The sequence below is a fragment of the Shewanella sp. SW32 genome, from assembly GCF_025653365.1.
GTDB lineage: Bacteria > Pseudomonadota > Gammaproteobacteria > Enterobacterales > Shewanellaceae > Shewanella > Shewanella oncorhynchi.
This window is the reverse complement of record NZ_JAKKSJ010000024.1, coordinates 35,518-57,270: the sequence shown is the minus strand read 5'-3', so window position 1 is coordinate 57,270 and position 21,753 is coordinate 35,518. Positions and strand designations below refer to the sequence as shown.

Here is a 21,753-nt window from a genome sequence, read left to right as displayed (position 1 = left end):
GCTATATCTATAAAAAGGGCCGTATTTAGTACTTTTTAACTCTAAGATTAAGCATAGTTATAAGAAATTAATCTGGATTGGAAGAGTGGTTTTTACGGAAAAGAAGCGACACGATCTAGTTTTTAACATTTTTGGCAAGTTAAGTGGGTTTTAATATGCCAGCATTGGCAAGTGCCGTGATCTTTCGTTACTCAAATCACGGCGACTAGGTTGCAGGCATTGTAGAACTACAGATTAACCGCCTGACGATAACTTTGATTTGCGTTACCTTGTTCGCCTAACTGTTCTTGAATCCGCGCAAGCGCCAACCAAGAGGCTTTTGTGGGTTCGAGTCGGCAAACATTTTGCCAGCAGGTTCTGGCTTCTTTCATATCCCGTGTTTGCTGATAAAGTTTAGCTAAGCACATCTGGTAGTCGGCATTATTCTCATGGGTGATTTCATGCTTGAGTAACTGCTTACGGATTTCTGTATCTTGGGCTGTCGTTATTTCTGGAATGACTTCTAAAAGCGCTGATTCAGGAGCAGTGCGTAATTTTTTCGAGAGTAGCTTCAGCGCTTGCTCTTTGCGATTAAAGCGGCATAAACCCACAGCATAAATCGCCAAAAACTCAGACTGATTGCGCTCACTGCGAGATAACCACTGCCAGCATTGTTCTAAGGCTGCTTCGCCTTTAATGGTTGCGGCTTTGAGTAAAGCGCAGTGAGTGATTACATTGAGTTCATTTAGCTGGGTGTCATCTAGGATCTGGCGCTTCTTCAAAATAGGTAACAATAGCTTGAGCGCATCCCAATCCTCTTGTGCTTGATATAACTCGAGGGCGAGTTTGAGTACCGGTGCTTTGCTCTTACTTGTGGGGGCTAATTTATCGAGCTCGGCGCGGGCTAAAGCTAACTCTCCTTGTTTTAACAGATATCGAGTACGCGTGGTTGCGACGGCATTCGCGGCCAGCGGTTGTGTTGCAGCACGGTCAAGATATTGATCACGCTCTGCTATTTTCTGTTGATATTGGGCAGCACGAGCTGCTGCAAGTAAATTAAGTGCAGGGAGTTCGCCATTGTCGGCGCCTTTTATCATAGCGCGTTCCGCTGCTGGCCAATCTTCTTCTGCCAGAGCCAGTGCACCCATTAAGGTATGCTTTTTCGCGGAGCGACGGCGCCAGTGGCGAGGAATAAAACGGCTACGCAGCATGAGATTAATAGCGCTAATCACCAACCATTCTAGTACTTGGAACATGGCATAAAATATAATTAAGGCAATGATCCCAAAGACTAAACTGGTCTCAATCTGGTAGTCACCTGCCGCAATGTATACATAACCTGTGTTGCCCACCAACCAAGGGCTAATGCAGAGCCCTATTAGTATTATCCCTAAGAAAATTAATATCTTGATCATAATGGCACATCCTCTGATGAGGTCAGCTCACCATAGCTTGTCAGCTGTAATAGCAGAGGTTTTGCGGCAAAGGATTTCAGAGTAATAGGATCAAGTTCTAATGTCGCCAATTTATCGATTTTGGCGATGGCTTCAGCAGTGCTGTGATCTTGAGTATCAAAATAGGTTTGAATCCACTTACGCACCATCATTAATGATTGGTGATAAGCGGCTCTGTCGTAGCGGTATAACGCAAGTTGAGATTGCAGCAGTTTATGACGAATGTTTTCAACCAGATACCACTGTTGCTCAGGAGCAAGTAAAGCGGGTGCATCGGCGGTTCTATGGCGTATGGTGATAAAGTCTTGGGTTAACGCTTTCCACGTCTTCCCTAAGTTGCTCTGCCAGTCATTTAAATCGCCAGTAATGTTTGTATCTTCAGGGGCATCGGTTTCTGCATCGGTGCGATTAAGTGGCAGCTTATCGAGTTGCTCAATTAAGGCATCGAGGGCTAATACACTACCATCAATATCTGTGGTTTTAATACTTGCAGTCGCGGCGATATCTTTTGCTAGAGCCTTACGAATAGGTAGCAAAGCGGGATTGTTCATGGCGGCGATGGTTTCATCCGCCGATTTTAATAGATCGGTGGCGGTGCGGGGATCTTTTTCTAACCAAAGTTTACGGCCCGCCATGTTTACTAGATATTCGGCTTCTGACGCCATCCAATGCGTTGGACTGCGCTGGGCAAGTTTATTGATCCTGTCCTGCAGTTGATTTTGGTCTTCTGCCAATTTTGTTAATTCTTGATAGGTCTTAGCATCATTCAGTTGTTGCTGTTCAAGCTGGCCAATACGTTGATTGGGTTGTAGCAGGGCTTGCTGTAATTGGTCTTGTAGGGCGATATTTTTCGCATCCTGCGCCAGTAGTTGCTGTTGCATCTGTTGGTATAGCACAAAACCGCCGCCAAGGGTGCAAGCGGTTAAACCCAGCGCTAATAACACTCCAAAGCGAATCGCCCACGAGCTTCTATTGGATGCTGGCGTTTGACTCGGCGTGCTTGAAGGTGTGGCTTTGGCTGTTTGGGATTCAGAAGATGGCGCTGAAGTTACGGGCGTGTCATCAGTCGTTATTGATGGTTCAATAATAGAGGTAGCCTGTAATTCAGGGCTCTTTGCGTCGTGCTTGTTGTTATCCATTTAACAGTCCTTGAAAACATGCTACTGCCGAAATTCGAGTTAAATCGGGCTAAATAGCGCTTAGAGTTTAAGGGCGTTTAGCACGGCTTTGCTGTTGGCGGCATTGGCATTGGTGACTTGGGTTATACCAAAGGCGTGGGCTTGAGCTTCTACTCGGTTACTTGGGACTATGATATGACATGAGCGCAGCCATGCAAATAACTCTTTTGGCACTAGATTAATCAGGTTATCCAGTACTTCACCGCTGGTGACGACAATAGTGTCGATGCCAAACTCTTGCCATTGTTGTGCGATCTGCTGTCCATCGAGTGGTGGACAAGCCCGTTGATATACTTCCCAATAGCGCACTGTTGCCCCGCGCTCAGCCAGTCGTTCAGCTAAGGCTTCACGGCCGCCAACGCCACGTATGATCTTAATCTGCTTACCTTTAATATCTTGCAAAGGCGCGAGCGTGAGTAGACCTTCGGTCTGCTGACAATCATCTGGGGCTTCGAGGGCTTCAATGCCGAGTTGATTTAATGCTTCCCAAGTCGCATGACCTACGGCGAAATATTGAGCTTGAGGCCAGCCTTTTATTCGAGAATGAGCGGTTGTTAAGGCATAGTCGGCAAAGCTGACTGCATTGGCGCTGATACAGATAATCATATCGGCGTGTGCCAGTGGGTGTGTGTTATTCGTTGTGATGGGCGGCGTTGCTTCGACACACAGTAGAGGTGTAACCCAATGGCTAATGCCTTGTTGATTCAAGGCATCGATCATGGACTGATTGCGCCCTTCTGGGCGCGTCAGTAAGACTTTCATCGACTTATGCTTTAGCGTAAACAGCGTCGAGTATGCTTTTTGCGCCTTTGCTCAATAGCTCTTCGGCAAGGGCAACCCCTAATTGCGTGGCGTCGGTTTTTGGACCTGTGATCACGCCTTCGATGATTTCACTACCATCAGGGTTACCGACTAGGCCGCGTAATGTCATCTCATCACCATTGATTTCGGCAAATGCGCCAATCGGCACTTGGCATCCACCTTCTAGGCGCGTGTTCATCGCGCGCTCGGCAATCACACGGTAGCGCGTTTCTAAATGTTCTAATGGTGCCAGTAGTGCCTTAACGCGTGCGTCGTTGGTGCGACATTCGATACCCACAGCGCCTTGGCCGTTGGCGGGCAAGGACTCTTCGGCAGAAATAAAGCTGGCAATACGCTCAGACAATTTCAGGCGAATTAAGCCTGCAGCGGCAAGAATAATGGCATCGTATTCGCCGTTATCAAGTTTAGCTAAACGAGTGCCTACGTTACCGCGTAAATCTTTGATGATAAGGTCAGGGCGTGATGCGCGCAGTTGGCATTGACGACGTAGGCTCGAGGTGCCCACAGTTGCGCCTAATGGTAATTCGCTGATCGATTTATATAAATTCGATACAAAGGCATCGCGTGGATCTTCGCGCTCGCAAATAACTTCAAGGCCCAAGCCTTCAGGGAAGTCGACGGGCACGTCTTTCATTGAGTGCACCGCGATATCGGCAAGATCGTCTAACATGGCGACTTCAAGCTCTTTGACGAACAAACCTTTACCGCCCACTTTGGCTAGCGGCGTATCTAAGATAACGTCACCCTTAGTGCTCATTGGCAGCAATTCCACCACAATACCGGGGTGAATGCGTTCTAATTCGGCTTTAACAAATTCAGCTTGCCACATGGCCAGCGGACTCTTGCGGGTTGCGATACGTATGCGGTTCTCAGACATGCCTAGTTTCCATCAAAGATCTTAGTTGCGCCAATGCTAACATTGGCAAATCGTTTATGTAAGGAAGCCGTATCGATTCTTTGAAGTTGGCGATGTTCTAGATACCGTGAAAGTGTGACGGGCTTCACGTTTAGTTGCTCGAGTTTGTAAAAGTGTTAACATGAGCACATTTCCCATAAGTGCTTAAGTGTTGTGTTTTTGAATGGATCGGCAAATACAGTTTCCTGATATAGCAGAAAGACTTAATAAGGTACGTATTGCACGCGCCCTAGCTTTGCTATCGCCGTTACAAAAACACTTATTCCATTTGATCCCCTTTTTAATTCACCAGAACGGTGTTCAGTATCCTGGCTATCATGCCGCCAATACGCCCTGTGGAATCAACGAGTATCAGGTTGGTGAGACTGAGTCCCAGGCCTGCGATGTGTTCTCGCTGCCTTTTACTACTCAAGAAGCGGATATCAATGCCTTTGAAGGCGTTTATGCGATGGGGAGTACTGGCAGTTTTGGCCAAAATGCCAAGAGCGATGTCGATGTTTGGTTAGTACATAGGGCTGATCTGTGTTCTGAGGATTTGGCGCTAATCAAGATTAAAGCGACTCGATTGACTGCTTGGTTTGCCGAGTATCAGTTTGAGGTGAATTTTTACTTAGTTCATCCGCAGCAGTTTTGTGGCGGTAAAGCCGTTCGTGGATGTCAATCAGCAATGGCCCATGAGCATAGCGGTAGTATGCAACATTGGTTATTACTTGAAGAGTTTTATCGTAGTCAAATTCGTTTGGCGGGTAAAACGATTGCATGGTGGCCAGACGCTAAACTCAATCCTGCGCTCTTGTCCTTAGGCGATGTACATGAATTACCTGCGAGTGAGTACTTTGGTGCTTCGTTATGGCAGCTCTACAAGGGCTTAGAAAAGCCCCATAAGGCGCTGATTAAAGTATTGCTACTCGAGGCTTATGCCAGTGATTATCCCCATTCAACTCTGCTTTGTGATCACTTATGGCAGAAAACGCTCGCCGGTGATTTTTCGACGTCGAATGATGCCTATTACTCTATCTATGAGATTATCGAAACCTATTTACTTAAGCAGAATGATACTCGCCGACTAGAGATAGTGCGGCGCTGCTTCTATTTAAAATGTGGCGTGCACTTGAGTCGAACCCAAGAGGGCAAAGATTGGCGTTATCCTAAATTGCAAAAGCTGGTGCAGGATTGGCAATGGCCAGATAGTCTGATTAGCACTTTAGACAATTGTGAACATTGGCATAGTGGCCAGCTCAATTGGTTTAACGAGCAACTGAATGAACTGTTATTAGCGAGCTACCAAACCTTATTACGCTTCGCATCGACACATGAGTTAAATGAAGGTTTGCGGATTGAAGATTTGGGAATGCTGACTCGCAAGTTGCATACCTATTTTAGTCAAGATGAAGACCAAATCGCTAAGCTGAATCTGCTGTGGAGTGCTTCAGTCGCTGAGTCCGAAGTGACTATGGTCTCAAGCTCCCGCGAGCGTCAATATTATCTGTATCGACAAGGGCCTCAGCCACAAAATTTGTTAGGCGAGTCGGCAATATGTAAGGGAAAAACCCCTTCAGCTTTAATGATTTGGGCATGTTTAAATGGGATCTCGACGCCGAGTACTCAATGGCATGAATATGGTCAGAGTAAGGCAAAGTCGAAACGGCTTACCGAAGCTTCTAAGCGGTTACTGAATTTTATCGACCACGATTGGCGTGTATCTAAACGTGACTTATGCCAGCCATGGCATTTTCGTAAGCTGATTTTTGTGCTCAATCTGGATTGCGATCCCACCATTGAATGGCAAGGACAGGAAATGATGGTCGATGTGATGAATGCGAACGTGTTCTCACTCGGGCGTAAAAAAGCCAATATGCTTGGTGCGTTAGATGCGATTTGCTTGAATAGTTGGGGTGAATGGCAGTGTCATCGCTTCGAAGGCGATACTGCGGTATTGCAAGCTTTAGCCTTTGTAACGCCGGGGCTAAGACGGGCCAGTTTACCTGTGGATATGGATGTGATTAGCTGTTCACAGAAGTTACGCCCACAGCTTAAATTAGCAGTGAAAAATCTACTAAAACAAACCATGCGTTTGTGCCAACAAGTGCAGCAATCCAGCACCTTAGTGCAGCCACTGCAGATAAGTCGTACTCGCTATGGGATCTTTTTTAATCCCTTAGGCATGGCCTATCAGGACTTAAGCGATGCCAAGTCATTTTATCAACAGTTATCCCGCAGTCATCTTGTACTATTGCCGCGGCCTGAATTAGGTGACGATCCCTTTTCGAGTATGCCGAAAGTGGTGCAAAACTATGCGGCTAAAGGCGCGATTCAGTATTTTCTACGCCAACGGGTCGATAACTTGGATGTATTTATCCTCGATGAGGAAAATCAACTAAGCCATTACGTGCAGGCGGGATCAAACATGGCCGAGTTGGTAAATAAAGTGAGCCATCACTATGTGTTCGATGAGCATTATGCTTCACGGGCGCGGTTTAATATTCCGCAATTTTTCCATTTAGTGCGGGTAGCCGGAGAGCTAACGGTGGCGCCTTTCGGTATCGATGTTAGCGATCAAGACACTGAGTTTTAGCTGGTTTTTAACATAAATAATGGGAGCCAAGGCTCCCATTATTGTTTTGCACTATTACGGCTTTGCACTACGGCAGGCTTAGATTAGAAGCTAAGCTTAATGCCGCCTTGGCGCTCGATAGACTCTTGCACGAATGGCATAAACTCGCCGCCATTTCGTCCGTCCATCCATTTACCTTCAACAAAACCAAAGTGATATCCACCAAAGCGTGTGGCGACCCAAATCTCATGCAAAGGTTCTTGCTTGTTGATCACTATCTTAGAGCCATCAACAAATTCTAATTGCAATACGTTGCCACTGGCATCGATATCAAGATCGGCATCTTGCTCATCAATCGCAGTTTCAATCGCATTTTCTATGGCTTGGAACATGTCATCGGCGAGCTGGTGAAATTCTGTATCTGTCATGGCCATGCATTTCTGTCCTTTGCTTTCGTCAAGATGGGTGCGATTATAAGGCCATTAGTCACCAGATGCACAGATGTTGAGAAAAATGAGACTGTTTTTATTGTTATTGCTTGGTAGCCTATTCATTACTGCATGCGGCCAGAAGGGCCCCCTCTATCGATCTCCGGCCACAGAGGTGAATCAGCCTAAAAAGGTTGAGGCGTCTAAACCTGAGCCTGAAGTAGAAGAGATTAAAACCGAAATTCGAGCCATCGAAGTACAAAAAACACAACAATAATAGCAGCTATAACTATCATCACTATCGCAGCGATAAAGCGCAGTAAGGAATCAGACATTGGATCACTTTCTCTACCAACAAAATGCCCTGCACGCCGAAGGCTGCCAGGTCGCCGACTTAGCTCAAACCTATGGTACGCCGCTGTATATCTATTCCCGCGCCACGCTAGAGCGCCATTGGCATGCCTTTAATAACGCCGTGGCAGATCATCCACATTTGATTTGTTACGCGGTTAAAGCTAATTCGAACTTGGCCGTACTGAATGTGTTGGCACGTTTAGGTAGTGGTTTTGATATCGTTTCGGGTGGTGAGTTAGCAAGAGTGATTGAAGCGGGCGGCGATCCCGCTAAAGTGGTGTTCTCTGGCGTGGGTAAAACTGCGGCCGAAATGGAACAGGCACTTAATCTGGGCATTTACTGCTTTAACGTCGAGTCGAGCGCCGAGCTTGAGCAGTTAAATTTGGTCGCAGGTCGTTTAGGTAAAGTGGCGCCAGTTTCCTTGCGAGTCAATCCCGATGTGGATGCGGGTACTCATCCCTATATTTCGACTGGCCTTAAAGAAAATAAATTCGGTATCGCTATGGATGAGGCCGAAACCGTCTTCGCCCGTGCCCATGCTTTACCACATTTAAAAGTGAAAGGTGTCGATTGCCATATCGGTTCGCAATTGACAGAAATTCAACCTTTCCTCGATGCAATGGATCGTATGCTCGCGTTGATCGATCGTCTGGCTGAACAAGGTATCGTCATCGAGCATTTTGATGTGGGTGGCGGTTTAGGTGTGACCTATGATGCTGAAACTCCGCCGCATCCTGATGTGTATGCCGCCGCCATATTAGCGCGTTTGGGCGACCGTCAACTTAAGCTGATCTTCGAGCCGGGCCGTGCGATTGCCGCCAATGCGGGGATTTTTGTTACTCAGGTGCTGTATCTGAAAGAAAACAGCGACAAGCGTTTTGCGATTGTCGATGGCGCGATGAATGACTTAATTCGCCCAGCACTTTACAGCGCATGGCAAAATATTATCCCAGTCGTGCCAAGGGACTCTGAGGCCTATGAGTTTGATATTGTTGGTCCAGTGTGCGAAACCGGTGACTTTTTAGGTAAAGATCGCAAGCTGGCTTTAGTGGCTGGGGATTTACTGGCTGTGCGTTCGAGTGGTGCCTATGGTTTTGCGATGGCCTCTAACTACAACACGCGTCCTCGTGCGGCCGAAGTTATGGTCGATGGTGAGCACGCTTTCTTAGTGCGTGAGCGAGAAAAATTGTCTCAGCTCTGGCAAGGTGAGCAACTCCTGCCGTAAACTAGAAAAATTATATTGATTCAGGCGCTTGGTTTCATACTTAATGAGCGGCGCCTCGGCTTAAAGGATAAGTATCTTGATCCAATTCACTAAGATGCACGGACTGGGTAACGATTTTATGGTGGTCGATGGGGTCACGCAGAACGTGTTCTTTTCGCCTGAGCAGATCCGCCGTTTAGCCGACCGTAACTTTGGCATAGGTTTCGATCAATTACTGTTGGTTGAGCCGCCCTATGATCCCGATTTAGATTTTCATTATCGCATCTTCAATGCCGATGGTACTGAAGTCGAACAATGCGGTAATGGCGCCCGCTGTTTTGCCCGCTTTGTACGCAATAAAGGATTGACCAATAAGAGTAAAATCCGTGTTAGCACTTCATCAGGTAAGATGACTCTGCGTTTAGAGCGAGATGGTACAGTTACCGTGAATATGGGCGTGCCTATTCTTGAACCAAGTCTGATCCCCTTTAAAGCCAAGAAAGCCGAAAAAACCTATTTACTGCAAACACCACTGCAAACCTTTTTATGTGGCGCGGCTTCTATGGGTAATCCCCATTGTGTGCTCGACGTTGAAGATGTGGCGAGCGCCGCTGTTGCTGAAATCGGTGCCATGCTCACTAAGCATGAGCGCTTTCCCCGTGGTGTGAATGTGGGATTTATGCAAGTAGTAGATTCGGGCCACATTAAGCTGCGGGTGTATGAACGTGGTGCGGCCGAAACTTTGGCCTGTGGCACTGGCGCGTGTGCGGCCGTGGTTGTAGGTCAAGTGCAAGGGAAGCTCGGCCAGCAAGTGCGGGTGGATTTACCCGGCGGTACTTTAACCATCAACTGGGAAGGCGAGGGGAAACCTTTGTGGATGACGGGCCCAGCGCAGCATGTTTACGATGGACAAATTCAGTTATGACAGAGCCTTTGATGCCGCAGACGAATGTGCCCTTTGATGAGTTGATTATTCGCGAGTATCTGCTGGATAATCCTGATTTTTTTAATCGCTATCCCGAGCTATTGCTGGCAATGCGTCTGCCCCATCTGGAGCGCGGCGCCATCTCTTTGGTGGAACGTCGTCAAGAAATGCTACGCCAGCGAGTCAGCCAGTTGGAAGAAGAGATCACCAGTCTGTTAACGATGGCGGCGCGCAACGAGAAAATTTACCAATTCAATACTGAGTTATCCTTCCAGCTACTGAATTGTGCCGATCTAGTGTCACTCAAAGAAGTGCTGGCCGACAGTTTAAAATTACAGTTTAATTTCAGTCATGTGCGTTTGATCAGCGTTCTCGATGCCGATATGAAGGCAATATGGGATCAAAGACTGCATAAAGGTCACTATTTTGGTCGGCTAACGCAACAAGAAGCCAAACGGTTATTTGGTAGCGAAGTGGGTTCGGTGGCACTGACTAAATTGTCGGAAGACAACCCGGTGATTTTTGCCATTGCTAGCCAAGATGTCACCCATTTTCATCCTGATATGGATAACATGCTGCTGGAACAGTTGCGGCGTTTACTTGCGCATATGCTTGCCAAGCTGTAACGGCCGTTGAGCTATAGTGCTCACCCAAAGCTTAGCAAAACCCACGAGGAAACCGATATGAGTACGCAAACAGGCGAAGTGTCGGCATTAAATACTCAATGGTTACAAACCTTTGAACGTTATCTGAGTACCGAGCGACAGTTGTCTGCCCATACAGTACGGAATTACCTTTACGAGCTTAATCGCGGTAGCGATCTCTTGCCCGAAGGCGTGCATTTACTCAATGTGAGCCGCGAGCATTGGCAGCAAGTGTTAGCCAAATTGCACCGCAAAGGTTTAAGCCCGCGATCGCTTTCTCTGTGTTTATCGGCGGTAAAACAATGGGGTGAATTTTTGCTGCGCGAAGGCGTGATTGAACTTAATCCCGCCAAAGGCTTAAGTGCCCCCAAACAGACCAAACCTCTGCCGAAGAATATCGATGTTGATGCCATCAGTCATTTGCTGGACATTGAAGGTACAGATCCGCTGAGTCTGCGGGATAAAGCCATGATGGAATTGTTTTATTCCAGTGGTTTACGTTTAGCGGAACTCGCCGCACTTAATTTATCCAGTGTGCAATATGATTTGAAAGAAGTGCGAGTCTTAGGTAAAGGCAATAAGGAGCGTATCGTCCCAGTCGGTCGTTTAGCGATTACTGCGCTGCAAAATTGGCTCAATTGCCGAAAGCAGATCCCCTGTGAAGATAACGCCTTATTTGTGACTGAAAAAGGCAAACGACTCTCCCATCGCAGTATTCAGGCGCGCATGGCTAAATGGGGTCAAGAGCAGGCATTATCGGTGCGAGTACATCCCCATAAGCTGCGTCATTCCTTTGCCACTCACATGTTAGAAGCGAGCGCCGACTTGCGGGCGGTGCAAGAATTATTGGGTCATGCGAACCTAGCGACCACACAAATTTATACCAGTTTGGATTTCCAACACTTAGCTAAGGTGTATGATAACGCCCATCCTAGAGCGAAAAAAACACAGGATAAATAATGCGTTGCTATCTTAGACCTCAACATATTCAAGCGATCAGTTTCGATCTCGACGATACCCTGTACGACAATCTGCCGCATATTTTAAATGCCGAAGCTGAGCTGGCGACGTTTCTGTTGCAGACTTATCCATTATCGCAGGCGTGGCAACCCCATGATTGGCGCAGGCTAAAACTGCAACTTTTGCAGCAAAATCGTGAGCTCGCCCACGATACTAGCGCAGCACGTTTAGCTACGCTTCGCCAAGGTCTAATACAATTAGGGTATTCGGCGACTGAAGCTGAACGCGGCGCCGAGCAAGGATTAGCATGCTTTTATTTTTACCGCAGTCATTTCCAAGTGTCTGACGAAGTGCTCTTATTACTCAAGCGCTTATCGCAGCATTTTAGATTAGTCGGGATCACCAATGGCAATGTGGACGCAGAGCGGATTGGTTTAGGGGAAACTTTCGAGTTTGTGTTGCATCCAGGTAATGGCGTGCATATGAAACCCGCTAAAGACATGTTCGCATTAGCTTGCTCGCGGTTAAAGATTGCACCGCAACATTTACTGCATGTTGGCGACAGCATGAATGCCGACGTTCGTGGTGCTCGATTGGCGGGGTGCCAGTCTGTGTGGCTAAATCCCAGTTTTGGTCGAGTCGATTCCTTACCGATAGCCGCCTTGTTGCCCCATTTAGAAATAGCCTCCCTCGACGCTTTGACAAAAGTATTGGCTATCGACGTAAACTAACTTAGCGTGCATTTTTAATCTGTATCTTTGGGTGATTGAGATCAAGGTTTGCCAGCCAAATTTGCACTAAAGTTAAGTTTTATATCACTAAAGTCACTGACTAAGGCTATTTTATGGCGCGTATCGGGTTGTTATTACTGCTCACTTTATGTTGGATCGCGCCGGTATCGGCCCATGAGATCCATTCAGGTGGCGGTTTCATGTCGGGTTTTAACCATCCCGTATTGGGCTTCGATCACTTGCTGGCTATGTTGAGTGTGGGCATGTTGAGCACCCAGCTCGGTGGCCGCGCGATTTGGACTGTCCCCTTAGCATTTGTCACCTTTATGTTAGTGGGCGGGATTTTAGGTTTATATGCGATTGCTGTTCCCTTTGTTGAAATAGGTATTGCCCTCTCTGTGTTGTTGCTCGGTCTTGCTATCGCCTTCGACCGTCAAATCCCGCTGTTATTCGCCATGGCCTTTGTGGGTGTATTCGCGATTTTTCATGGTCACGCCCACGGCGCTGAAATGCCGGAATTGGCCAGCCCAGTCCTGTATGCCCTAGGATTTTTATTTGGTACAGCAGTCATCCATTTAGGTGGCGTAATGATAGGCCTTGGAATGCAGCGGATGACAGGGCAACGCAATTTAATGCGCGTTACTGGCGTGGCGATTGCGGCCATGGGCGGCTATCTATTAGCAGGTTTTTAACGTAATAACAGGACGTTAGATTTACTGGATTAACGCGCCTTGAGTTGCTTCATGCAAAGATGGGCGCGGCGCAGCAGTAGATTGACTTGCCGACGGCTTGCATGCATGTCGGCATCTCCCACCCTAAAATAACTTCCAGTGTAAGGATCGCTGCCTACGTAGATAGGTTTTAGCTGCTCAGGCGCCAGTGGTACGCGGATACGAATCAGCTTTTTATTCATAATTTCAATAATCTGTACATCTGAAATCGCTAAAAGATTGTGACTAGTGCGACTCGGGTCATCGAGGATTTCCCAAAATTCTTGTAAAACAGGAAGCGGATTGGGAATGCCTTCAATACTGAAATGGCCACGTTCTTCCCGTACCCCTAGGATGATTTCACCACCCAAAGTGTTAGCAAAAGAGCTATAAGTAGCCCAAATGTCTTCGGGTAATTGACCTTGGCCATCGCGGCCACCTGCGAGTTTAAATTCTACTTGGGCCGATTCGTGCAAATTGGCAATATCATCGAGTGCAAATGATTGAAATGTCATGGCAGCTTATCCGTCAGCGACACATGACTTGTTGTAGCACGTCAACAATTGAAAGGCCAGACTTAGGTCTGGCCTCAAGGTTAAGCGGAAAATCTGTAATTTGGAGCCGCTACGGGATAAACATTTAATCAATTATTGAGTCAGACCCAATGCCTTAGGAAAAAGAATATTGTTTTCTAAGTGAATATGCTGATGTAAGTCCGCCTCAAATTCCGCCAGAGTGGCATAACAAACACGCCATGTAGTGCACGCATATTCAGGTGGTGTGAAGTCGTTAGTGAGCTCGTGTAATTTTTGCAAAATCAAACCGACTTCTTCATGCTCATGTTGCATCGCATTGATGGGGTTGCCAATATGGCCAAAGCAAGCCTCAACCTGCTCTCCATGACTCATGGCGCGGATCGCCGGAAACAGTATTTTTTCTTCCTTCATTAAATGTGGCATTAAGTCTTCAACTAAGGCTCGTACCCAACCCGCAAAGGGAACGATTTCGGCATAGTGCTCACCGTGAGCGCGAATCATTTTCTCGGAATATTCGACCAATAAAGGGGCTTTTTCGCGCACGTATTGATGGTGCGTTGATTCTATATATTCGATAAGTTGATCTAAGGGTAATTGATTTAATTCATCTTCTTTGCCACCGGTAAGTGTTGCGGCATTCAGCGCAGCAACCACTTTTGCGGGATCTACATCTGCACGCTCACAGGCGACCGCCAGTGATTTACCCCCGCCACAACAAAAATCGATACCAAATTGACTAAACACATGTGCGCGGCGAAAGTCTTCCGCCACTAACTCACCAATTTTTCGTTCTAGCCAATGATTGTGTTGAGAATTAAGCCCATGGGGTGGGAGTTGTGCATCTTTTGAGACAGAAGTAGCAGACATGAGTAGCTCCAGAGCAGCAATAAATTTACATTCATATTATTTGCAGCTTTTAGTCGTGGCAACTAAACCCGACTAAAATACTCAGGATTTGCCGATGATGTCACAATTAGACGAGCGAAATATCTCTTAAGGAGTAGAAGGGTATTGCTTTGATTGGAAATGAGATTGGAGCTGTGAGTTATCAATATTCTATAGGAGGTATGCAGTTGTGGTTTGCTGAGAGGCTTAGTTTGTTGTGATGAGCGATGCAGTTAAGTTAGAGAGAGGTGTGTTGCACCTCTCTCAGCGGGTCTTGCTAAGCTACTGTGAGTAATGATTACCCTAGTTGTCCCGCAATCATAAGTTCTTTTGTTTCAGGGACTTCATTATAGGATAAAACATGAAGTCCGCGGGCGAAGGCTAATGCGTATCGCGCGAGGAAGGGCCTGAGTTGTGGAGAAACAAGTAGGATAGGGTTATAGCCTTTCTCTTTTGTCTCCGCGAGTAATTGGGGCATTCTTTGTTGTAGCTGCGCCAGTAGATTAGGTTCGATAGGGAAACTATCCAATGCAACTCGGCCCTGTTGTTGCGATTGATTTAACGCTGTCATTAAAGTCTGTTCTAATTCTGCGGTCAGAGTGAGTACATTCAACTGCGGACTGCTTCCTGCGATTTGATGCAAAATACTATTGCGTAAAGCGCAGCGCACATCGGCGGCGAGTAGAACGGGATCTTTGGTTTGCTCGCTGCATTCCAGCAAGGTCGTTGCTATGGTGCGTATGTCTTTAAGGGGCACTTGTTCTTTGAGTAACAAGCGGAAAACTTTGAGTAACTGTATGGGGGTTAAACAGGTACTGAGTGATTCCGCCAGTTTGGGGGCTTGCTTACTGAGCCTGTCAGTTAATTGCATAATATCATCATGTTGCAATAATTCAGGTAGTGATTCGCGCAATAACTTACTGACATGAGTGGCAATGATCGTGGCATTATCGACGACCGAATAACCTAAATTGAGTGCTTTGGCTTTTAGTTCAGGCGTGATCCAAATCGCATCCATTTGGTAAGCGGGTTCCTTAGTTAAAATCCCATCAATTTTGCCGTACACAGGACCACTTTTTATTGCTAACAGTAGATCAGGCTCTAATTCGGCGATAGCCACTTGAGTGCCCATAAAGTTAATTTGGTATGCATGTGGTGCTAAGGCTAGATTGTCGCGCACTCTCACTTCCGATAGCAGAAATCCGATTTGTTCTGAAAGGGTACGTCTGATCCCTGTTAGGCGTTTTTGTAATTCTGCTCCTTTGGTTTTTTCGACTAGATGAACCAATCTATAGCCTAATCGTACTTCGATGATGTCGGTAAAAGGCAGGGATTCCCAGCTTGGCGCTGAAGGTTCTGTCAGGCTAGTTTCTATGAGTTCTTCAGTTTTCTCTTCAGTAAAGGAGGCCTTATTCTGGTTTTGTTTCCACGCAGCAAAGCCTAGTAGTATTGCAAAAGATAAAAATACCAGTGCTGGCATGCCTGGGGTGATACCGAGAATCGCCATCACAATGGCTGCAGTGGCTAAGGTTCTAGGGTTAGCCAGTAACTGTCGACTCAATTGGGTCGGCATTTCTTCTGCATCGGATACCCTAGTCACAATAATTGCGGCAGCAGTGGCGAGTAGTAATGATGGAATTTGTGCAACTAGACCATCACCAATGGTTAATAGTGCATAGGTTTTAAAGGCTTCTGTTGTACTCAGATCATGCATAAAGATGCCTATGCTGATCCCGCCAATAATGTTGATGGCTAAGATCAAGAGTCCTGCGATGGCATCCCCTCTCACAAATTTTGAGGCTCCATCCATGGAACCATAAAAGTCTGCTTCTCTGGCGACATCTTGGCGACGTAGGCTGGCTTGTTCGTGTGTGAGTGTGCCAGCATTGAGATCGGCATCGATCGCCATCTGTTTACCCGGTAGGGCATCCAATGTAAATCGCGCCGATACCTCAGAGATCCGCTCGCCACCCTTAGTGATTACAACAAAGTTAATAATCATTAGAATTAAGAAGATAACCGCACCGACGACATAGTTTCCGCCAATAACGACTTCACCGAAGGCTTGGATCACTTTACCCGCAGCATCGCCTCCTTCATGACCTTCAATGAGTACTACGCGCGTCGATGCAACGTTTAAGGTCAAACGCATTAAGGTCGCAAGGAGCAATAAGGTTGGGAATACAGAAAACTCTAATGGTCGCCTGATCGAGACGCTCACCAGCAGCACCATGACGGCAAGGACGATGTTAAATGTAAACAAAATGTCCAGTAGCCATGCAGGCAGCGGTAAAATCACCATTGCCAGAATAGCGAGCAGCATGACTGGAATGCCGATATAGCTGTAATTTCCTGAAAAGGTGCGAGAAAGCCAATTCATAGGTTAAGCAATCCTTTAATCGTGACGTAAATTAGGGGGAATAAAAAAATGTGGTAAAGGCTCAGGTTTCTGCTGTAAGCCCTTACGAGATGCTTTTATTTGCATGACATAACTTAATACGTGCGCTATGGCGATAAAAAGGGCACTGGGTATCTGTTGATCGACTTGCGTTGAATGATAAATAGCCCGCGTGAGCGGTGGGATATCAATAATTTCAATATCATGTTTTTTAGCGAGTTCTCGCATATAGAGGGCGAGTTCTTCAGTGCCTTTAGTGATGACGTAAGGCGCATCCGCTAAGTCAGGATTGTATTTTAATGCCACGGCATAGTGAGTAGGATTAACCAATAGAACATCCGCTTTTGGAATGGTGGTATCTGCCCGAGAGCGAGCCATTCGTTGCTGTATTTGGCGGATTTTAGCTTTAATCTCTGGCTTACCTTCTTGCTGGGTATGCTCGTCTTTTACTTCTTGATGTGACATACGTAATTCTTTGCTGTTATGCCAATATTGGTAAGGCACATCAATAAAGGCGATCACGAGCAGCCCAGTACCAAGATAAAACATGCCTTGCGACAGTAGATTGATGCCATCGCGAACCGCTTCATCAATAGGGCGTTGATTGTAGCTAAGTAGTTCTTGTAAGTGACCATTCAAGAAAACCAACATAATTCCGATCAGTAACACAATCTTTAGGCATGACTTGAGTAACTCAACAAGAGATTGAGCGGAAAATATTCTTCCGACACCGGCAAGAGGATCGATTCGACTGTACTTAAAATTAGCATTTCCAAAATTAAATATCGGCCCCCCAGGTAAGGCTCCTGCAACTGCGGCCAACAGAGCAACCATGATGAATAGTGGGCCTAAGATGCTTAGCATTTCGACTAGGCTGGCGCCAAGATGGCGCATCATGATGTCTGGTTGATCTAACTCTGCTCGAGTGAGCAGCATATTGTATTTAGCTAATCCACTGACTCTCGTCGCAAACCAATCCGCATTACTGGTCAGCATGACAGAGCAACCAACAACCAGTGCTGCGGAGGCAAGATCTTTAGATCGTGGAACTTGGCCTTCTTCTCTCGCTTTACGCTTTTTCTGCGGTGTAGCTTTTTCTGTTTTATCTTGTTGGGGTGTTTTACTCATGAGATCCCTCCGATAAATTGGTACATGGCAGTTAATGCGTCTAAGCACAGATCACTGTAACGAGTTGGAATGCCGCTTAACGAAAGGAAGACGCAAATCAAGCCCATCAACAAGGTCATGGGAAACCCGAGCGAGAAGATGTTTAATGACGGCGCAGCGCGGCTTAATACACCAAAAGTGATGTTAACCATTAACATGGCGAGTACTGCGGGTATGGCGAGCATCAGCGATGCAGCAAATAGCCAGCCCATTCGACTAACCAATCCCATTAGCGGTAAGTCAAAAATCCCATTTCCAATTGGCCATAAACGAAAGCTATCAACAATGATGTTGAGCCCGACTAAATGACCGTCAAGAGCCAGAAAAATCAATGTACCAAAGATTTGTAACCATTCACTGAGAATGGGGTTGGTGTCGCCATTAGCGGGATCGTTCATCACCGCCATCGCTAGACCCATCTGCATCGACATAATAGTGCCAAGCATGGTCATCACATGGATTAAAATGGTTAAAAATAGCGCGAGCATAAATCCAGTCAGTAGTTGCTCTATGGCTAAAAACAATGATCCAAGCGAGAGCGCATCGACAGCGGGAACGGGTGGCAGCATAGGTGCAATAAGCGCTGCAATACTTAAGGCAAGAAAAATTCTTACTGTTGCAGGCACATAGGAATTACCTAACAAGGGCATTATCATAAATGCCCCCATGATCCGGCAGAATGGCCACCAAAGGCTGCCGATTAACATGCTGAGTTCGGTTGAGGTGAGGGAAAGCATATCAACCGATAATATGAGGAATATTCATAAACAGCCTGTCAAATAAATCACTTAGCTGTTGTATGAGCCAATGGCCTGAAAACAGAACCATAAGTAGAGTAATGATAAGCCTTGGCAGAAAACTCAAGGTTTGTTCATTGACCTGTGTCGCAGCCTGAAATACCGCAACGATTAAGCCTAGAATGAGTCCCGGTGTCACCAACACAGAAACCATGATGATGACGAGAAACATTGAGTCAGCAAAGAGCGAGGTCAGTTCATTGATGTCCATCTAGCTACCCAAAACTTGCGGTTAAGGTGCTTACCGTCATAGCCCAACCATCGACTAATACAAAAACCATCAGTTTAAATGGGAGAGAAATAATTAACGGTGACAACATCATCATCCCCATAGACATGAGGACACTTGCGACAACCAAGTCGATAACTAAGAAAGGTAAGAAAAGTAAGAAGCCAATTTGGAAAGCTGTTTTGAGTTCACTCAGTACAAATGCGGGCATAAGGACAAAAAAGGGGACTTCCTCTGCTGCTTTCATGTGTGTGGGTTCGTTAGCTATTTTCAGCATTTGCTCAAGATCAGTTTCTCTTGTCTGCGCCAGCATAAATCGAGTTAAAGGGACTTTGGCTATTGAGACAGCCTCCATCAATTCGATCTTACCTTGGTCATAGGGCAAATAAGCTTCCTTATAAATTTTGTCTCCCACTGGGCGCATAATAAAGATAGTGAGTACTAATGCTATCCCAACAAGCACTCGGTTAGGGGGACTTTGTTGTAGTCCGAGAGCTTGTCGGAGAATTGCTAATACAATGATAATACGAGTAAAACTGGTTAGCATCATCAGCATGATGGGCAAGAAACTAATGGCCGTCATGAGCGCTAAAATTTCGAGTTTAATGTTAACTGCTTGACTGTCTTGAGCGCTATCCAGTGTGAATAAGGTCAGTCCTTCCGATGCGAGGGCTTGGGGAGCAAACAATAGAATCGCCAGTAACAATACCCGAACTATCATTCGTTACTTGTCCCATCGAGAGTAATGCTCTCTATTTCCAGCAAACGTACGCCATATCTGCCTGCCACTTCTACGACTTCGCCTCTTCCTAATAGTGCTCCATTTACTCTGATATCCAGCGGTTCACCCACCATACGGTCGAGTGCGATAACATCACCTTCTCCCATACGATTTAGTTCGCCTAAAGACATTTCAGCACTGGCCAGTTCGAGAGTAACTTGAACAGGAAGTTGTTGAAAAAAATTATTATTTTTCAATTTACGGTTATGGGTGTCCGGCTTTGAAAATGCTCTCTCAGAGAAAATATCGTCCTCTAATAGAAAATCATCATCCGATAAAATAGATTGTTCAGCCAATGTCATGCTCCTCATGCTGATAAATATCTTGGGTCAATTTCGCTACCATCTGTCCTTCATGACTATGCACAGAGGCATGAAATAGCGGTGTGTTTCCGATTGATAACAAGGTTTTTGGATAGAGATTAATAGGTAAAATATCCCCAGTTTTTAATTGGCTGAGTGATTGCACCGGGATGCTATGTTGCCCTAATGTCAGCTGCATTTTTATGGGGAGACTTTTTAGCCAGACGGCTAGTTTTGCGGGTAAATCCGCAGATACTTCAGATTTCTTAGGCTGTTCGGCCAGATGCCCCAGTAAATGCTCAGTTAAACAAAAGAGCATTGGAGGGGTTAGTGGGCCATTGGTAAAATTGAACGACCATACTGCCGATACTGCGAGTGGCATATGGCCTTTTATGAGCTCAACTTCAAGATTATTGGTTTCGATCGTGCTATTAGGTAGCTCCTCCACTACGGAAAGTAGCAACTTTTTGGCTAACCTAAATTCAGATTGGCTGGGGTTTCTCAAAGGAGAACTTAATGGTGTTGAGGTATTACCGTAATAATTACTCGCCAATTGATCGAGCGTGCAGCGATCAATTCTCCAATAACCGAGGGTATTTTGATGATGTTTTAATACAAACCATGAATAGCAATGTTCTGGAACGACAGGTGTTCTAGGTTCTGTTAACGTTGACCCCGAAACAGCGGGATGACCCTGTCTTAGTAGCGGAGATAGGATATTATTTATGGCATCGATAAGTGGACGATGTAGCTTTTCTAGCTGTTGCAATAATCGCGTTCTCGCTAGCTTTTCTTGAACTAGCATAATAGGTCTAATTATTTCATTGGAATTTGATTTTATAAGCCTAGCTTTCGCCGTCGTCTTCATTGTTCTTCCTATTAAACGTGTTTTTACTACTAGAATGCTGCTTGGCTACCTCCGTGATTCAGTTGGCGCATAAAAAACATACACAAACAGAGTGCCTAAATATTTATTTCTTTATCGTTAAGGATTAATGAATTTCTTAAAACAGTTAAGCGTTGAACTTTAGGTTCGACTCTGTTTTAAACGACGAGGATGATAAGTTAATAAGGCTTAAGTATTCAATAATAATTATAAGAAATGCTGAAATATATGTGAATAGAATTGTAGGGTAAAGTTGGTTGTGAACAAAATGTTTGTTTTGAGATTGTGTAAGAAGATATTAATGCTTTAGGTTTTGCATTTTCGCGTCAATAAAAAGGCGGTTAGATATTATTTTGACATTTGTCGATATTTTGGCGGGCAATATTTATGTCAGCATTTACATATTGATTATTAATGATGATATTGTGTTGCAAATCTGTTTGTCTTTGATTTTCATTGTTTTTTGTGCGCTATAGTTTGTGGTTTATTTAATATTAAACATTGGCGGTTAAATTTTGTCACTATTTTAAAAGTATCGATGGTGCATTTTTATCATTGTCATATATTATTTTACAAATATATTTGGTATAAGTCAGTCCTAAGTTATATGCATCACTTTTTTGCGGTTTTTCTTTTAGACCTTTCATGGTTGATAGCAATTGATTCATATAATTCGGTGATACCTTAAACTTTGTTGCTGGTCACATTTCTTATCGATGATTGCACTAGAACACGTTTTAACCTTATTTAGTTGAGGGCATATCCTTAGCCATTGTCAATGTGGATACTCATTGTGTGTAGTTCTCTATCGCTGGCTTTGATATTACATGCGGAAATATATCTTCCGCATTTCGCTTCCGCATTTGTTTTTACTGTTCTTAATGGCTTGAGTTATTTATTGCTCATTCATCTA

At 45.5% G+C, this 21,753-nt stretch carries 22 protein-coding genes; 8 read left to right on the top strand and 14 right to left on the bottom strand.

Annotated features, from left to right (window positions below):
- Positions 1 to 227: 227 nt before the first annotated feature.
- Genes L5M28_RS15225 through hemC form a run of 4 tightly spaced genes read right to left on the bottom strand, consistent with a single transcriptional unit; the run spans position 228 to position 4,310 of the window.
- Positions 228 to 1,394, bottom strand: coding sequence for a heme biosynthesis HemY N-terminal domain-containing protein (locus L5M28_RS15225; protein ID WP_263203772.1), 1,167 nt, complete (start codon positions 1,392 to 1,394; stop codon positions 228 to 230).
- Positions 1,391 to 2,572, bottom strand: coding sequence for a uroporphyrinogen-III C-methyltransferase (locus L5M28_RS15220; protein WP_113940851.1), 1,182 nt, complete (start codon positions 2,570 to 2,572; stop codon positions 1,391 to 1,393). Before L5M28_RS15220 ends, L5M28_RS15225 begins: the two co-directional genes overlap by 4 nt.
- Positions 2,573 to 2,632: 60 nt before the next feature.
- Entirely contained in the window at positions 2,633 to 3,373 is a 741-nt protein-coding gene (locus L5M28_RS15215; RefSeq protein ID WP_173496188.1) for a uroporphyrinogen-III synthase, read from the bottom strand.
- 4 nt (positions 3,374 to 3,377) lie between these two features.
- On the bottom strand, positions 3,378 to 4,310 hold the full coding sequence (gene hemC, locus L5M28_RS15210) for a hydroxymethylbilane synthase (RefSeq protein ID WP_131523367.1): 933 nt from the start codon (positions 4,308 to 4,310) through the stop codon (positions 3,378 to 3,380).
- A gap of 202 nt (positions 4,311 to 4,512) precedes the next feature.
- Between hemC and L5M28_RS15205 the strand changes: the two genes are divergently transcribed.
- Positions 4,513 to 6,924 (top strand): class I adenylate cyclase, encoded by a 2,412-nt coding sequence (locus L5M28_RS15205; protein ID WP_173496189.1) that lies wholly within the window; start codon positions 4,513 to 4,515, stop codon positions 6,922 to 6,924.
- Between the two features lie 83 nt (positions 6,925 to 7,007).
- Here L5M28_RS15205 and cyaY read toward each other — a convergent pair whose 3' ends face one another.
- Positions 7,008 to 7,337, bottom strand: coding sequence for an iron donor protein CyaY (cyaY, locus tag L5M28_RS15200; RefSeq protein WP_105250439.1), 330 nt, complete (start codon positions 7,335 to 7,337; stop codon positions 7,008 to 7,010).
- 79 nt (positions 7,338 to 7,416) lie between these two features.
- On the opposite strand from cyaY, the gene lptM reads away from it, so the two are divergent.
- From lptM to L5M28_RS15165, 7 genes are all read left to right on the top strand, one after another.
- Positions 7,417 to 7,608, top strand: coding sequence for an LPS translocon maturation chaperone LptM (gene lptM, locus L5M28_RS15195; protein ID WP_168825920.1), 192 nt, complete (start codon positions 7,417 to 7,419; stop codon positions 7,606 to 7,608).
- A gap of 57 nt (positions 7,609 to 7,665) precedes the next feature.
- The gene (gene lysA / locus L5M28_RS15190; protein WP_131523370.1) at positions 7,666 to 8,910 is read left to right on the top strand and encodes a diaminopimelate decarboxylase; all 1,245 of its coding nucleotides are present in this window, start codon (positions 7,666 to 7,668) and stop codon (positions 8,908 to 8,910) included.
- Positions 8,911 to 8,986: 76 nt separating this feature from the next.
- On the top strand, positions 8,987 to 9,814 hold the full coding sequence (gene dapF, locus L5M28_RS15185) for a diaminopimelate epimerase (RefSeq protein ID WP_105250436.1): 828 nt from the start codon (positions 8,987 to 8,989) through the stop codon (positions 9,812 to 9,814).
- Positions 9,811 to 10,440, top strand: coding sequence for a DUF484 family protein (locus tag L5M28_RS15180; RefSeq protein ID WP_131523371.1), 630 nt, complete (start codon positions 9,811 to 9,813; stop codon positions 10,438 to 10,440). The genes dapF and L5M28_RS15180 overlap by 4 nt, the downstream gene beginning before the upstream one ends.
- A gap of 57 nt (positions 10,441 to 10,497) precedes the next feature.
- Positions 10,498 to 11,418: a tyrosine recombinase XerC gene (gene xerC / locus L5M28_RS15175; RefSeq protein ID WP_131523372.1), complete on the top strand. Its 921-nt coding sequence runs from the start codon at positions 10,498 to 10,500 to the stop codon at positions 11,416 to 11,418.
- Positions 11,418 to 12,149 (top strand): HAD-IA family hydrolase, encoded by a 732-nt coding sequence (locus tag L5M28_RS15170; protein WP_219251942.1) that lies wholly within the window; start codon positions 11,418 to 11,420, stop codon positions 12,147 to 12,149. Before xerC ends, L5M28_RS15170 begins: the two co-directional genes overlap by 1 nt.
- A 113-nt stretch (positions 12,150 to 12,262) precedes the next feature.
- Positions 12,263 to 12,841 carry a HupE/UreJ family protein gene (locus tag L5M28_RS15165; protein WP_105250432.1) on the top strand — a complete coding sequence of 193 codons (579 nt, stop codon included), beginning with the start codon at positions 12,263 to 12,265 and terminating at the stop codon, positions 12,839 to 12,841.
- 29 nt (positions 12,842 to 12,870) lie between these two features.
- Here the strand turns inward: L5M28_RS15165 and L5M28_RS15160 are convergent, their stop codons facing one another.
- The 9 genes from L5M28_RS15160 to L5M28_RS15120 form a co-directional block, all read right to left on the bottom strand.
- On the bottom strand, positions 12,871 to 13,374 hold the full coding sequence (locus tag L5M28_RS15160; protein WP_105250431.1) for a helix-turn-helix domain-containing protein: 504 nt from the start codon (positions 13,372 to 13,374) through the stop codon (positions 12,871 to 12,873).
- 132 nt (positions 13,375 to 13,506) lie between these two features.
- Positions 13,507 to 14,262, bottom strand: coding sequence for an iron-sulfur cluster repair di-iron protein (gene ric, locus L5M28_RS15155; RefSeq protein WP_263203768.1), 756 nt, complete (start codon positions 14,260 to 14,262; stop codon positions 13,507 to 13,509).
- Positions 14,263 to 14,578: 316 nt separating this feature from the next.
- The gene (gene flhA / locus L5M28_RS15150; protein WP_113940840.1) at positions 14,579 to 16,660 is read right to left on the bottom strand and encodes a flagellar biosynthesis protein FlhA; all 2,082 of its coding nucleotides are present in this window, start codon (positions 16,658 to 16,660) and stop codon (positions 14,579 to 14,581) included.
- Positions 16,661 to 16,675: 15 nt separating this feature from the next.
- Positions 16,676 to 17,806, bottom strand: coding sequence for a flagellar biosynthesis protein FlhB (gene flhB / locus L5M28_RS15145; RefSeq protein ID WP_263203766.1), 1,131 nt, complete (start codon positions 17,804 to 17,806; stop codon positions 16,676 to 16,678).
- Positions 17,803 to 18,582 carry a flagellar biosynthetic protein FliR gene (fliR, locus tag L5M28_RS15140; protein ID WP_113940838.1) on the bottom strand — a complete coding sequence of 260 codons (780 nt, stop codon included), beginning with the start codon at positions 18,580 to 18,582 and terminating at the stop codon, positions 17,803 to 17,805. Before fliR ends, flhB begins: the two co-directional genes overlap by 4 nt.
- Before the next feature lies 1 nt (position 18,583).
- Positions 18,584 to 18,853, bottom strand: a complete 270-nt coding sequence (locus tag L5M28_RS15135) for a flagellar biosynthetic protein FliQ (protein ID WP_006083412.1) — start codon at positions 18,851 to 18,853, stop codon at positions 18,584 to 18,586.
- Positions 18,854 to 18,857: 4 nt separating this feature from the next.
- A complete protein-coding gene (fliP, locus tag L5M28_RS15130) occupies positions 18,858 to 19,592 on the bottom strand; it encodes a flagellar type III secretion system pore protein FliP (RefSeq protein ID WP_219235566.1) in 735 nt (244 codons plus the stop codon).
- Positions 19,589 to 19,948 carry a FliM/FliN family flagellar motor switch protein gene (locus tag L5M28_RS15125; RefSeq protein WP_131523384.1) on the bottom strand — a complete coding sequence of 120 codons (360 nt, stop codon included), beginning with the start codon at positions 19,946 to 19,948 and terminating at the stop codon, positions 19,589 to 19,591. The genes fliP and L5M28_RS15125 overlap by 4 nt, the downstream gene beginning before the upstream one ends.
- Positions 19,941 to 20,822: a FliM/FliN family flagellar motor switch protein gene (locus tag L5M28_RS15120; RefSeq protein WP_113940836.1), complete on the bottom strand. Its 882-nt coding sequence runs from the start codon at positions 20,820 to 20,822 to the stop codon at positions 19,941 to 19,943. The genes L5M28_RS15125 and L5M28_RS15120 overlap by 8 nt, the downstream gene beginning before the upstream one ends.
- Positions 20,823 to 21,753: the final 931 nt, after the last annotated feature.

Excerpts from the sequence above, each read along its gene's own strand:
- L5M28_RS15120 (WP_113940836.1), bottom strand. The coding sequence starts at position 20,822 with ATGAAGACGACGGCGAAAGCTAGGCTTATAAAATCAAATTCCAATGAA.
- lptM (WP_168825920.1), top strand. The coding sequence starts at position 7,417 with ATGAGACTGTTTTTATTGTTATTGCTTGGTAGCCTATTCATTACTGCA.
- xerC (WP_131523372.1), top strand. The coding sequence starts at position 10,498 with ATGAGTACGCAAACAGGCGAAGTGTCGGCATTAAATACTCAATGGTTA.
- L5M28_RS15180 (WP_131523371.1), top strand. The coding sequence starts at position 9,811 with ATGACAGAGCCTTTGATGCCGCAGACGAATGTGCCCTTTGATGAGTTG.
- hemC (WP_131523367.1), bottom strand. The coding sequence starts at position 4,310 with ATGTCTGAGAACCGCATACGTATCGCAACCCGCAAGAGTCCGCTGGCC.
- L5M28_RS15165 (WP_105250432.1), top strand. The coding sequence starts at position 12,263 with ATGGCGCGTATCGGGTTGTTATTACTGCTCACTTTATGTTGGATCGCG.
- L5M28_RS15170 (WP_219251942.1), top strand. The coding sequence starts at position 11,418 with ATGCGTTGCTATCTTAGACCTCAACATATTCAAGCGATCAGTTTCGAT.
- L5M28_RS15160 (WP_105250431.1), bottom strand. The coding sequence starts at position 13,374 with ATGACATTTCAATCATTTGCACTCGATGATATTGCCAATTTGCACGAA.
- L5M28_RS15135 (WP_006083412.1), bottom strand. The coding sequence starts at position 18,853 with ATGGACATCAATGAACTGACCTCGCTCTTTGCTGACTCAATGTTTCTC.
- fliP (WP_219235566.1), bottom strand. The coding sequence starts at position 19,592 with ATGATAGTTCGGGTATTGTTACTGGCGATTCTATTGTTTGCTCCCCAA.
- L5M28_RS15205 (WP_173496189.1), top strand. The coding sequence starts at position 4,513 with ATGGATCGGCAAATACAGTTTCCTGATATAGCAGAAAGACTTAATAAG.
- cyaY (WP_105250439.1), bottom strand. The coding sequence starts at position 7,337 with ATGGCCATGACAGATACAGAATTTCACCAGCTCGCCGATGACATGTTC.
- flhB (WP_263203766.1), bottom strand. The coding sequence starts at position 17,806 with ATGAGTAAAACACCCCAACAAGATAAAACAGAAAAAGCTACACCGCAG.
- ric (WP_263203768.1), bottom strand. The coding sequence starts at position 14,262 with ATGTCTGCTACTTCTGTCTCAAAAGATGCACAACTCCCACCCCATGGG.
- flhA (WP_113940840.1), bottom strand. The coding sequence starts at position 16,660 with ATGAATTGGCTTTCTCGCACCTTTTCAGGAAATTACAGCTATATCGGC.
- L5M28_RS15225 (WP_263203772.1), bottom strand. The coding sequence starts at position 1,394 with ATGATCAAGATATTAATTTTCTTAGGGATAATACTAATAGGGCTCTGC.
- L5M28_RS15220 (WP_113940851.1), bottom strand. The coding sequence starts at position 2,572 with ATGGATAACAACAAGCACGACGCAAAGAGCCCTGAATTACAGGCTACC.
- L5M28_RS15215 (WP_173496188.1), bottom strand. The coding sequence starts at position 3,373 with ATGAAAGTCTTACTGACGCGCCCAGAAGGGCGCAATCAGTCCATGATC.
- fliR (WP_113940838.1), bottom strand. The coding sequence starts at position 18,582 with ATGCTTTCCCTCACCTCAACCGAACTCAGCATGTTAATCGGCAGCCTT.